Source organism: Chryseobacterium sp. PTM-20240506, assembly GCF_048296755.1.
Lineage (GTDB): Bacteria > Bacteroidota > Bacteroidia > Flavobacteriales > Weeksellaceae > Chryseobacterium > Chryseobacterium proteolyticum.
The window spans coordinates 2904988-2917898 of the sequence record NZ_CP182581.1; the positions used below are offsets into that span (position 1 = coordinate 2904988).

13 protein-coding genes are annotated in these 12911 nt (G+C 35.2%); 4 read left to right on the forward strand and 9 right to left on the reverse strand.

Features of this window, described 5'->3' with window-relative positions:
* Window positions 1-89 precede the first annotated feature (89 nt).
* From ccoG to ACNFU2_RS12840, 4 genes are all read left to right on the forward strand, one after another.
* Window positions 90-1544, forward strand: a complete 1455-nt coding sequence (ccoG, locus tag ACNFU2_RS12825) for a cytochrome c oxidase accessory protein CcoG (protein WP_172281248.1) — start codon at window positions 90-92, stop codon at window positions 1542-1544.
* Window positions 1545-1645: 101 nt separating this feature from the next.
* On the forward strand, window positions 1646-2098 hold the full coding sequence (locus tag ACNFU2_RS12830) for a FixH family protein (RefSeq protein ID WP_172281250.1): 453 nt from the start codon (window positions 1646-1648) through the stop codon (window positions 2096-2098).
* Window positions 2089-2814, forward strand: coding sequence for a sulfite exporter TauE/SafE family protein (locus tag ACNFU2_RS12835; protein ID WP_172281252.1), 726 nt, complete (start codon window positions 2089-2091; stop codon window positions 2812-2814). Before ACNFU2_RS12830 ends, ACNFU2_RS12835 begins: the two co-directional genes overlap by 10 nt.
* Before the next feature lie 17 nt (window positions 2815-2831).
* Complete coding sequence (locus ACNFU2_RS12840) at window positions 2832-3569, forward strand: hypothetical protein (RefSeq protein ID WP_273650030.1); 738 nt, start codon at window positions 2832-2834, stop codon at window positions 3567-3569.
* A gap of 51 nt (window positions 3570-3620) precedes the next feature.
* Here ACNFU2_RS12840 and serS read toward each other — a convergent pair whose 3' ends face one another.
* The 9 genes from serS to ACNFU2_RS12885 all read right to left on the reverse strand — a co-directional run bounded on the left by serS (window position 3621) and on the right by ACNFU2_RS12885 (window position 12861).
* Window positions 3621-4889, reverse strand: a complete 1269-nt coding sequence (serS, locus tag ACNFU2_RS12845) for a serine--tRNA ligase (protein WP_418121957.1) — start codon at window positions 4887-4889, stop codon at window positions 3621-3623.
* Between the two features lie 72 nt (window positions 4890-4961).
* On the reverse strand, window positions 4962-5465 hold the full coding sequence (locus ACNFU2_RS12850; RefSeq protein ID WP_273650033.1) for a hypothetical protein: 504 nt from the start codon (window positions 5463-5465) through the stop codon (window positions 4962-4964).
* Window positions 5466-5488: 23 nt separating this feature from the next.
* Entirely contained in the window at window positions 5489-6730 is a 1242-nt protein-coding gene (locus ACNFU2_RS12855) for a polysaccharide biosynthesis C-terminal domain-containing protein (RefSeq protein WP_273650035.1), read from the reverse strand.
* Window positions 6731-6752: 22 nt separating this feature from the next.
* On the reverse strand, window positions 6753-7886 hold the full coding sequence (locus ACNFU2_RS12860) for a glycosyltransferase (RefSeq protein WP_273650036.1): 1134 nt from the start codon (window positions 7884-7886) through the stop codon (window positions 6753-6755).
* A gap of 122 nt (window positions 7887-8008) precedes the next feature.
* Complete coding sequence (locus tag ACNFU2_RS12865; RefSeq protein WP_172281264.1) at window positions 8009-8497, reverse strand: hypothetical protein; 489 nt, start codon at window positions 8495-8497, stop codon at window positions 8009-8011.
* 23 nt (window positions 8498-8520) lie between these two features.
* Window positions 8521-9657 carry a hypothetical protein gene (locus ACNFU2_RS12870; RefSeq protein ID WP_273650038.1) on the reverse strand — a complete coding sequence of 379 codons (1137 nt, stop codon included), beginning with the start codon at window positions 9655-9657 and terminating at the stop codon, window positions 8521-8523.
* Between the two features lie 31 nt (window positions 9658-9688).
* Window positions 9689-10474: a (Fe-S)-binding protein gene (locus ACNFU2_RS12875; RefSeq protein ID WP_418121960.1), complete on the reverse strand. Its 786-nt coding sequence runs from the start codon at window positions 10472-10474 to the stop codon at window positions 9689-9691.
* A 92-nt stretch (window positions 10475-10566) separates the two neighbouring features.
* Window positions 10567-11898 (reverse strand): (Fe-S)-binding protein, encoded by a 1332-nt coding sequence (locus ACNFU2_RS12880; protein ID WP_172281270.1) that lies wholly within the window; start codon window positions 11896-11898, stop codon window positions 10567-10569.
* Window positions 11899-11910: 12 nt separating this feature from the next.
* Window positions 11911-12861: an MlaD family protein gene (locus ACNFU2_RS12885; RefSeq protein WP_172281272.1), complete on the reverse strand. Its 951-nt coding sequence runs from the start codon at window positions 12859-12861 to the stop codon at window positions 11911-11913.
* Window positions 12862-12911 lie beyond the last annotated feature (50 nt).

The following is a 12911-nucleotide window of genomic DNA, read 5'->3' on the forward strand; positions in this document are numbered from 1 at the left end:
AGAAAATTAAAACATATGAAAAGCATAATTTGTTATTAGAAAAAAAATAGTAACCAATTATGCTTTTCTTTTTTTAAATACACTACAAAATGTCAGACATAGAAGAAATAGAAGTACGCGGCGGACAGGGACAGGTTCTGGACCCTGAGACTTACAGGGATTCTATAGGGACTATGGAGCAATCCGGAAAAAGAAAATGGGTGTTCCCAAGAAAACCTAAAGGTAAATACACCAACTATAGGAACATTGTAAGTTATACTTTATTGGTTATATACTTTGCTGTTCCATTCTTAAAAATTAATGGTAACCCTTTCCTTTTATTCAATGTTATCGATAGGGAGTTCTTTATTTTCGGACAGCCTTTCTATCCTCAGGACTTTTTTATCCTTACTTTGGGTGCTATAGCATCTTTGATATTCATTATTATTTTTACGATTGCATTCGGAAGAATTTTCTGCGGGTGGATATGCCCTCAGACAATTTTTATGGAATCGATATTTCGTAAAATAGAATTCCTTATCGAAGGTGACAGAAACAAGCAGATGAAGCTGGACAGACAGCCATGGGATAGCGAAAAGATCTGGAAAAGAAGTTTAAAGTGGTTTGTATACATTGTAATATCATTGATCATTACCCACTTTATGTTTATGTATATCGTGGGATATAAAGAAGTCTTCAGAATTGTTTCTGAAGGTCCTTTTGCCAATCCAACCAATTTCATCGTAATGATTCTTCTAACAGCAGCATTTTACTTTGTGTTTGCTTGGTTCAGGGAGCAGGTATGTACATTGGTTTGCCCATACGGGAGACTACAAGGTGTATTAATTGATAAAGATACCATCAATGTATTCTACGATTTCAAACGTGGAGAAAACAGGTCAAAATGGAGAAAGGGCGAGGATAGAAAAGCTGCGGGAAAAGGAGATTGTATAGATTGCCATCAATGTGTCGTAGTTTGTCCTACAGGAATTGATATCAGAGATGGGCAACAGTTGGAATGTGTGAACTGTACCGCTTGTATTGATGCCTGTGATGAAGTGATGGAGAAAGTAGGTCTTCCGAAAGGATTGATCCGCTACGCATCTGAAAATGAGATTGAAAATCAAACGCCATTCAAATTTACGGGAAGGATGAAAGGATTTGCCGTTGTTCTCGTACTGCTTGTTGGATTCCTCGGCTACCTTCTGTACAACCGCGGAGAAATGGAGGCTAAATTCATTAAACCTGCAGGAAGTACATTTTTTGTAAGGGATGGTAAGATCACCAATACATATAATTACACTTTCTTAAATAAGACAAACGACAAGAAAATTGTAACCATCAAAGTAATAGAGCCTGCTAAAGGTGAAATTATCTACAGTGCATCGAGTAAAATTACTGTAGAAAGAGATAAGATATCGAAAGGGACAATCAACATAAGTTTCCCTGAAGATGCCATGAAGTTATCTAAGCAAAACATTACAATTGGTGTTTATGATATGAAAGGAAAACTGGTTGATTCTTATAAAACTTATTTCGAAGGACCATTTAAATTAGATTTTTAATTCTCAGAAACCTCCATATTTTCGCATTCATGTAGTCAAATGAAAATGACAGAGGTTTTTTAATGATATACTATAAGACAAATAAAAAAAATCCGGAAGCAATGAAAAACTTTAGTTGGGGACACGGTGTTGTATTGGCATTAGCTGCATTTATTATCTTTATTTTATCTATGTTATTTCTTTTCCCGAACGGGCAGAAAAATTCAGAAATGGTAACTGATAATTATTATGAAGAAGAATTACAATACCAGGATGTGATAGATGCTAAAAGGAGAGCAGATGAACTTAAGGAAAAACCTGCTTACACTCAAGATACAAATGGAATTAAAATAGTATTCCCAAAAGATTATAATAATTCCAATACTACTGTAAAGTTTGTTTTAAACAGAACAGATGACCAGAATTTAGATATCAAAAGATCTGAACAATTGGATGCAAATCAATCGTTTGTTATTCCTTCAAAGGTATTAAAAACCGGAGGTTATACCCTACGATTAATGTGGACAAGAGACAAGGTCAACTACAGAATGGATTATGATGTGATATGGAAATAGCACTTATTTTATCGGCAATTGGATTAGGCTTTGCTTCCGGCTTTCACTGTATCGGAATGTGTGGCCCTATTGCATTATCGATGGGATTAACAAAGAAACAGGCTACTAATTTTTATCTTCAGAATCTCACCTATCAGTTTGGAAGAATATTTACGTATTCTCTTTTGGGTGGTATTCTTGGGATCATTGGGCAAGGATTTGAAATGGCAGGATTTCAGCGGTACTTAACAATTGGTGTTGGAATCCTGTTGATTATTATGGCCATTTTTTCTTTTGGAGGAAAAGATTTTGCGTCCAAAATTCCTTTTTTCTCCAAATTCCTTTTTTCAGTAAAATCAAATTTAGGAAGGCTCCTTCAAAAAGCAGACTATCGTTCAAGATTTACAACGGGTATTTTAAATGGATTTTTACCTTGTGGAATGGTTTATATGGCTCTTACGGCAAGTCTAGCAAGCGGAGGAATATGGCAGGGAGCTTTATATATGGCTTTATTTGGATTAGGAACACTTCCGTTCATGTTTGCGATAGTTCTTGTCGGAAATCTCATGAATCAGGCTTTCAGGATGAAGGTTTTAAAAGCGATCCCTATTATCATGATTATTTTAGGCGGGCTCTTTATCGTTAGAGGACTTGAATTGGGAATTCCTTACATTTCTCCCAAAGCTGAAGCCATGACAATCCAGAAAGGCCATAATCATGATGTAAACTGTCATTAAAATATCTTACTATACCCATGAAAAAAACATTCCTGTTATTCACGATGTGCCTTTTGGCATTGCAATCCTGTACCATCAATTCTGAAATAGTTTATTATAAAGATGCTGCGTCCTCTACGGTTATGGATATCGATGTGCGTGAGTTTATGGCCGAAATGAAAGCCATGACAACGGATTCTTTACAGAAAAAGGAGCTTGGCGAAATGGATAAACTTCCCACAACCTGGACAAGCATGTATGAGTTGGATAAAGAAAAAAACAAAGGTAAAATCAAGGATCAGGATTCCATAAAAATATTAAAGAAGGTTTTTATGAAATCCAATAAAGAAAATAATGAATATGCAGGATTTTCTTTAAAACTAGACCATTTCTCAAAACCTGATTATGATGCACTCCATCGTCTTTCCGTAGGCTATCAGCTCCCTGTTGATCAAAATGTATATAATGACTGGAATGGTAAAACCTTAACGATCAATACAGAAAATCTTAATCTTAAAAATATTGAGGAAGCGCTCAAATCAAAAACACCACAAGAAGAAATCGAGAGTGCTGAAGGTTTGTTACCTATGCTTTTTAAGAAGATCGGAACTACTCTGAAATTTGAAAACAAAATAAAATCCATTACCGGAAAGCATGACTGGGTACAGCAGGTTGATGATCATTCGATTAGGATAGAATACGATATTAAAGCGCTTTATGATAAAGGATTTAAGTTCAAACATGATGATAAAATGATCATTATTACAACAGAATAAAAACAAAAAACCACCGGTATGCCGGTGGTTTTCATATTATATATTTCTGAATTAATTAATCAATTCAAATTTTGCATATTCAGCCACTTTTTTCGGAAGTCTGATTCCTTCTTCGGTCTGATTATTTTCAAGCAATGCAGCCATAATTCGTGGTAAGGCCATAGCAGAACCATTTAGGGTATGAACCAGCTGAGACTTGCCATCTGTTTTATAACGGCATTTTAAACGATTCGCCTGGAATGTTTCAAAATTAGAAACAGAACTTACTTCCAACCATTTTTCCTGAGCAGCACTCCATACTTCGAAATCATATGTCATTGCAGACGCAAAACCTGTATCCCCCCCACATAGTCTTAATACCCTGTAAGGAAGTTCAAGATCCGTAAGAATCTCTTTGATATGTTCAACCATTTCTTCCAAAACGGCATAAGAATTTTCAGGCTTTTCAATTCTTACAATTTCTACTTTTTCAAATTGATGAAGACGGTTCAATCCTCTTACATGAGCTCCATAACTACCGGCCTCCCTTCTGTAACATTGTGAAAATGCCGTATTCTTAATAGGAAGATCTTTTTCTTCCAGTAAAACATCACGATATAAATTTGTTACCGGAACTTCAGCTGTAGGAATCAAATAGAGATCATCCGCACCGATATGATACATTTGCCCCTCTTTGTCCGGTAATTGTCCGGTACCATATCCAGATGCCTCATTAACTACGTGAGGAGGATTTACCTCCATATATCCGGCATCTACATTTTTATCAAGAAAATACTGTACCAATGCTCTTTGCATTCTTGCCCCTTTTCCTAAATAAACAGGAAAACCTGCTCCTGCAATCTTCACCCCTAATTCGAAATCAATAAGGTTATATTTTTTTGCCAGCTCCCAGTGTGGAATTGCTCCTTCTCCAAGACTTTCAACTTCATGAGACTGATAAATGATTTCATTATCATCTGCTGATGCTCCGTTCTTTACAAGCTCATTTGGAATATTCGGAAGTTGATACAGGATATTTAATAAGTCTTTTTCTTTTACATCCAGTTGTGATTGTAATTCTTTACTCGACTCTTTAAATTGTGCTGTTTTAGATTTTGCTGATTCTGCTTCATCTTTTTTACCCTCTTTCATTAAAAGCCCAATTTCTTTGGAGATTTTATTGATTTCGGAAAGTTGAGAATCTAATTCAAACTGGATTTTTTTTCTTTCGTCATCGGTAGCAATAGCTTCGTCTACCAACTCAAGATTTTTGAATTGTCTTTTTTTCAGACCTTCTAAAACGCGCTCTTTGTTATCGCGTAAAAAATTAACTTGTAACATTTTATTTGGATGTTAGTTGATTAGAATGTTAAACCATAGATCATCCAGGCTAACAGTTTTGCAAATTTAAAATTATTTTATAATGGTAACAACATTTGGAGCACCTGGTTGTTTTGTAAACTTCAGCTCATCATTATAAAATACTTTGGAGACTTCGAATACGTAAGGTGTCCAATGATATTGGATTCTGAGAACATCATTTGTCACATCATTGGTGGTTTCTGTAAGCTTTTTTGTAAGTGCTAATGTAATACGGGATTCGTAAGTTCGATCTGCAGGGCTTATTGAATCTACAGTTACTCTTCTGGCTCCCGCAATATACTCAATATAAAGTGTAGAATCTGCCGTAGCCTTTAATGCAAAACTTACCGGAGCATTATCGCTGATCCCATTGATATCATTCATTGAAATTGCGGTAAATGAGCCGCTCTTTTTGGCATTCAATAAATCCTGTCCGGCACTGTTCTTCATATACAGATTAACAATCTGATCTATCCTTTGTATACTATCCTCGTCGCTTCTACAGCTCAGAAGCGCAAAAAAAACTACCAGAATTCCGAATATAACATTTCTCATTTCGAACAAAGATAAAACATATTTTAATTATTTTTTCTTAATACTTTATTCAGCAACAAATTAATTTCAGATTTTGAAATCATAAAATCACGGATATGGAACTCTGTCAGTTCATAAAATTTCCAGAACAATAATCCGGATGAAATACAATAGGAAACAGAGGTTATGATACAGGCTCCTGTAATTCCCCACCTTGGAATGATAAAAAAGGATGAAACGATCGTAAAAATAAGCCCTATTACAGATTTAATATTTAATATTCTCAGCTTATTCACCCCGGCAAAATAATATCCTATTATATTACTTACGGCTATAGCCAGAATGCCGGGAGATAAAAACAGGGTGATCCGTTTGGTTTCGCTAAAATCTTTACCAAAAATCATCACATAGAACTGGGCTGGTAAAAGCAAAATGATGATAATAAAAAGTAAGGTAACCAGAAAACTGATCTTCAAAGATATCTTTGTTTTTTCAATAGCGATGTTATGATTGCTGGTATTAACCACATCTGAATATAAAACCACAGAAAGGCTTTTACTTACAGTCCAGATCGCCTCAGAAAAAGCAATTCCGATAGAAAAAACACCAACACTCGTAATCCCCTTAAAAAATTCTAAAAAGTAAAATGATAACCTGTTATTTAAAAACTGGAGAAAAGCACTTAATTGTGTCTTCCAACCATAATCAAACAGCTTATTACGAATTTTTTTAGAAAATGAAATACGGCCAATTTCACAATAACGTAAGATTTGAAAGCTACTAGTTATGAATAAAACGGCAAAGCAACTTAGCTGGGCTATAAAGTAAGAAACAACTGACGTAATGTTAATAAGGTATACAATAATTATAATAAAAACAATATGAACTACCTGCTGCAAAATAGTATATAGATTGAACATTCTGATATTCTGCTGCCCGACAAACAAGTTAATATTAGCGGCAAGAAGTGAAGACAAAACAGACAGTCCAATGAGATAGGATAAATATTCTACCGGACGAATAATACTAAAAATAAGCGGAACAGCTATCCCTATTAAAACAGACCATAGATAAGCATACAAAAGAATTTGTTCCGTTTTATATTTTGAGGCAAAATATGTGACGCTGCTTCCCACAAAAATGTTACAGAAAAAGCCTACAATGGTAAGGTCGGCAATCACAATGGAAATTGTCCCTTTCCCTTCACTGCCCCACATATTGGTTGTATAAATGACCAGCCCGAAATTTAATATCAATATTAAAAAGCGGGAAATAAACGTTTTCACAATTGTATTTTGCTTCATCATATCAATTATGAAGTGATTGTTTGACGAAGTCTGTAAAACGCTTTTTTATGAGATTCCAGTTGTATTTCTTCTCATACTCTTGTCTGGCATTCAGTGCATGTCTGTTATATACCTCAGGATGATCTATGTAATTGATAATGGCATCTGAAATAGCATCGTCATCTTCAGGATCAACCAAAACCCCAAACTCAGAAACATCTACGTGCTGCCGGGTAGCTTTTAAATCGGTATAAATAACAGGTTTTCCAGATGCAGCGTAATAGAATATTTTAATTGGTAAACAATGATGGTTTTCATAGCTCATTTCCCTAAGGTCAAAACATAAATCAGCTTCAGCATATGCTTCTGTAAAAGTCTCAAAAGAAGCAGGCTTTTTAATGGTTATATTTTCCCACTTGTACTTTGAAAGTAAGTAAGAAAAATATTTTTCATCCTTTTCCTTTCTTGATGACCCTATAATCAGAATTGCAATCTCCAGTTCCGGTCTTTTTTTTCTTAATGTATCAATAGCTTTAAAAAAATTTTCAATCCCTTTCTCTTTGGAAATCTGCCCCGTATAACACAATGTTATTTTATTCGGATCTAATTTCTTAATATTCGGATGAATATAAGCATCATTGGGAAAATAAGGCAAAGTAATATTCCTTTTAAACGGAAAGACATATGCCAGAGGAAATTTTTTGGTGTTCTCCCCAAAAATAAAATGAGTACTTATCCATCCTGCATACAATTGAATCATCAAAAATTTAAAAGCATGAATCCCTTTTAGAAAAAATGAGAAGTTTTCAACCATTCTTTTGGAGGGATACCATTCCGTAATATCATAGATAACACTTATTCCCCGTTCCTTCTTTATCTTTTTTGAAGCTATAACCGCCAGTGGTTCTGAACTTATGATACTGTCCGGCTGGAAACTATCACAAACCCTTTTAAAAATCTTAATCTTACTGCTCGTGCTTTGGTCTAAAACCGGATAAGATTCAATTTCTATCCCGTCAATAATTCCCTTGTATCCGGAGCTCAAACTACAGATTTTCACGTCAAACCCCCTCCCTTTAAGCTCTTTAGCCTGATGATAGAAGATCCTGTCATCATCATATCTATGTGCGGTGGTTAGAAAAAGTATTTTAGGCATGGTTCTGGAAAATGATAGCCGGATAAATAAAATGAGTTAAAAATCCGGTTGGATACAAATATACTTTAAAAAGAAAAAAAGCGGAACAATCCGCTTTTCTTTTCTTTTGACTTTCGATAAATTTATTTAATATCAGCAGCCCAGCTCTTATCAAGAGGTAATAGGAAATGACTCAAAAAATCAAGGTATGTGTTTTTAGAAAAATCAAATACCTGAATATCCCTTGATAATTCTCCGTTTCTAAGCTTTGTCTTAAAATCGATCAATTTTAATGTTTTGATTTCTCCTTCTTCAACGTAACTCGCCTTCATTCTGTCAAATAACCCCAATTCATACTCCGCATCGATTTCTCTCATTACCTTTCCCAAAGCATCGATGCTGCATCCTGAAGCCATTTCTTTTTCTTCATCTACACAGATCACGATAAACTGATTCTTTTCAATTTTAAAAGATGATGAAAGAGGTTTCCCGTGGGCTGCCCACCCTGCCAGAAAGTCGTACAGTTTCTCTGTAATAACTTTAGCTTCTTTTGTGGTGAAAGGCCTTGTCGCAGGATATATGATAACTCTGTAATCGCTTGTTTCTACTATATTGGATTCTTCAATCTTCATTGCTGTAAATTTAAAGTATAAAATTACACAATTTTATTCAGTTTAAAACCATTGTATTTTTTACTTAAGGCATACAACAATATTATAAAAAGGAGTATAATGAATCCAAAAAAGAACCTAAGACCCGAAGAATGTGGAAAAAAAATAAATTTAATATAAATATTGGCGAAAATAAGACATGCAGATAATTTTACCCACTGATCCTTAGAAAGATAAAAAACAGCACCAAGCATACTTAAAGAGATCAGACTTACTTTCTTAAAATAAATAATCTTATTTAAAAGGATATGAAGATACTCCTCAATAGTAAACACCGCAGGTTGAGCTGATATTGTTGGTCTTCTGTAGATAAAAGAGTCATAAAAAAGATTTTTCCATCCGGGATAATTATAAAACTTGATAATAAACATATACAGACACAAAAGTGCCGCTCCCTGGATCAGGATATAGAAATCAATCTTTTTATCCTTATAATATTCAAATACAATAACACTCATCAGATAGCTCAAAGTAAAAGGAATATAATCAGGTCGTGTAAATGTAATGCCTAAAAGAATCAAAAACATGATCCATTTATTCCAGCGTTTTATCCAACCTATTGCAAAAACAAGTAAAAATTGAAATATAAACATATCCGGTGTGGAAACCCTGGACATATAAGTCATCGGAGGTAATAGAGCTATTACAATAGTAAGCCCGGCTGCAATGAGATATTTCTGAGGAAATATAATTGTAACGATATAAAATAACAGTAGTCCGGATATAAAATAAGAAATAAGGCTCGCTACTAAAACTGCCATAGGAGGAGAAAATCCTATTTCGTAAAAAAAGGAAATCGCCAGGTTATATCCGGCCTTTATCTGGAAGTACGGAATTTGTTCGGTAAAAGATTGTGTATCGTTTTTAAAAACCTGTCTTGCCCTGTCTACAGGTTTCAATCCGATGATGTCGTTATACTGATCTGCGGGTGCTTCTTTTTCAATAAAACCGAAAGTAAGATTCCTTACTTTTTCAGGAGAATCCGGAAACCGGGAGGTATATAAACACCCCAGATATCCTGGCATATCCCAATCGTATATTCTGTTTTTATAATTCCAAAACGTAAGGTAAGATAAAATCAGAATTACTAAAAGGAAGGAAACTTTCCATTTTGTCTTCATTAAGAATCAATACATCAGCAATAGATCAATATTATAAATCTTCTGCCTCGGCAAGAAGCTCTACAATATCTTTTACGGCCACTTCATCATTTTTATTGAAATGTTTCACCCCATCCGTCATCATCGTATTACAGAAAGGACAACCAGTAGCAATTACTTTAGGCTCAAAAGACAATGCCTCTTCAGTTCTTTCTATATTAATATCCTTATTTCCTTTTTCAGGTTCTTTAAACATTTGTGCTCCTCCTGCACCACAACATAGTCCGTTGGTTTTGCAACGTTTCATTTCTACCAACTCAGCATTAAGTTTTTCCAAAAGTATTCTTGGCGCTTCGTATTCGTTATTCGCTCTTCCTAAATAACATGGATCATGGAAGGTAATCTTCTTTCCTTTGAAGGCACCACCTTCAATTTTCAATCTGCCTTCCTCCATTAAACTTTTAAGAAATTGAGTATGATGTACTACCTCAAAATGTCCACCTAAGCTTGGATATTCATTTTTAAGCGTATTGAAGCAATGAGGACATGCCGTTACAATTTTCTTCACTTCATAGGCATTGAGGACTTCAATATTCGTTAATGCCATCATTTGGAAAACAAACTCGTTTCCTGCACGTTTTGCAGGATCTCCTGTACAGCTTTCTTCCTGGCCCAAAACCCCAAATTCAACGCCTATTTTATTTAATATTTTGCAAAAAGCTTTCGTAATTTTCTTTGCACGGTCGTCAAAGCTACCAGCGCAACCCACCCAGAATAAAACTTCCGGTGCTTTTCCTTCGGCAGCATATTCTGCCATTGTTTTTATATTGAAATCCATCTTTTCTTACGATTTGAAAAATATGAGGATTTGGAAATTTGAAAATAGGTTGAGTGAAATCAATTTTTCAAATTTTCAAATTGATTAATTATCTAGTTTTCGTTTGCCCAGTTTAAACGGTCTGCCTGATTATACTGCCAAGGAGCAGCATTATTTTCCACATTAGTCATCATCAAATTCAGTTCCTGTGGTGCTGCCGATTGCTCCATTACCAGAAATCTTCTCATTTCAAAAATAATGGAAAGCGGATCCAGTAATATAGGACAAGCTTCTGTACAAGCATTACAAGTAGTACATGCCCAAAGCTCTTCTTTCGTTATATAATCATTCAGTAACTTTTTGCCATCATCTACAAACTTTCCGTTTTTGTCAATATTTCTTCCAACCTCTTCCATACGGTCCCTGGTCTTCATTAGAATTAACCTTGGAGAAAGCTTTTTACCGGTAATATTTGCAGGACATACAGAAGTACATCGTCCGCATTCCGTACATGAATAGGCATTCAGTAATTGAACCTGATTCAGATCAAATATATCTTCAGCACCGAATTTGGAAGGAACATCTGCTTCAGCGCCTTCTGCCGGCGCAGCGTATGGATCAGCATTAGGATCCATCATCAGTTTAATCTCCTTCGTTACAGATTCCAAATTGTTGAATTTCCCCTTTTTCTCCAAATTAGCATACCATGTACTTGGGAATGCCAGGATAATATGAAGGTGCTTAGAATAATAAAGGTAATTCATGAAGAACAAAATTCCCACAAAATGAAACCACCAGGCTGCTTTTTCTGTGAAAAACAAAAAGCCATCACTAAAATTGCTGAAGATAGGTCCCAATAATGTTGAACTAACTGGAAAACTTCCATGCTCGGGAAGAAGCCCTCTTTGCTGAAGTACCCAATCTGCTGTATTCATTTTAAGGAAAGCAATCATAAGTGCAAACTCAATAATAAGAATCCAGTTGGCATCGTGTTTTGGCCATCCAAACAATTCTTTCATTGTTAATCTCTTTACTCCATAAAAATTTCTACGGATAAAAAAGACAACAACTCCAATGATGACCAATAATGCCAATACTTCCAGGGTTGCCGTAAAGAAGCTATAGAAGCTATGCCCAAAAACCGAAGCAAGGAACCTGTGAGTACCGAATATCCCATCGACAATAATCTCGATAAGTTCTATGTTGATAATAATAAAACCAACATAAACAAAAAGGTGTAAAATACCCGCTACAGGTCTCTTTACCATTTTACTCTGCCCCATTGCAACACGTGCCATGGTTTCCCAGCGCTCGGACTTTTTATCACTTCGGTTGATTTCTTTGCCTAACTGAATATTTCTGTAAATTTTCATCAGGCTTTTAGCAAACAACCCAAACCCAGCAATTAATAAAATCAGAAAAATAACGTTATCGATGTACTGCATAAGGTGTAAATATTAGTCTTTATTATTCTTACCAAAAACGGAGAAATTGATATATCTCTTAGGATTGGCTTTCATGTCTTCAATTAACGAATTAAGATTCGTAGATGCAGAGTTCAAATTATTATACAGCTGTTCATCTTTCATCAACTTCCCTAAACTCCCTTGTCCGTTGTCTATTCCTCCGATTACCTGGTTAAGTTTACCAACGGTAGCATCCAGATTAGCAATGGTTGCATTCAGCCTTTTAGTATCGATGCTCTCTGCCAGGTTGCCATATTTATCTAAAGTCACTTTCCCACTTTGCATGGTTAAGCTCGCATCATCTAAAACTTTCTGAAGTTTAGGATCATTGTGTCCAACTAAATTGTTAACGCTTCCTGCAGTTGTTTGTAATGCGCCTACAGTTTTATTAAGATTGGATAGTAAAGCTTTGATCTCTGCCCTGTTTTGTCCATCAACAATCATATTGGCATTGGCCATCAAAGAATCAACACGGTGCAAAACAGATTGCAATTGATCCTTAACCGGTCCTACCTGTGAAGAAAGACTTCCCAAAGTTCCCAATTTGAAAGCTCCTTTTAAAGTGTCCCCATCTTTTGCCGTTGCCCCTCCATATACAAGGTTGACACGCATTTCTTTACCAGACATTAATCCCGGCTCAAAAATTTCAAGAGTAGAGTTCTTTGAAAACTCAAATTTATTATCTACCGTAATTTTTACAACAAAATTGATTTTCCCATCTTTACTTGTCTGAGGAATGATCTTATCAACCTGCCCTACTTTCAAGCCATTGATGGATACCGCTGAGGATTGTGCCAACCCTTCAACATTATCATATTTCGCGTAAAATATATTATCGGTAGTAAAAAGGCTACGACCTTTCATAAATTGAAATAATAACACAAAGCCTACGATAGCTAAAAGTGCAATTACACCAGCTTTTAATTCTTTACTGAACTTCACTTGCTAATTTTTTTCTAATGAGCAAATATAGCACATTTTAAATTAATCTT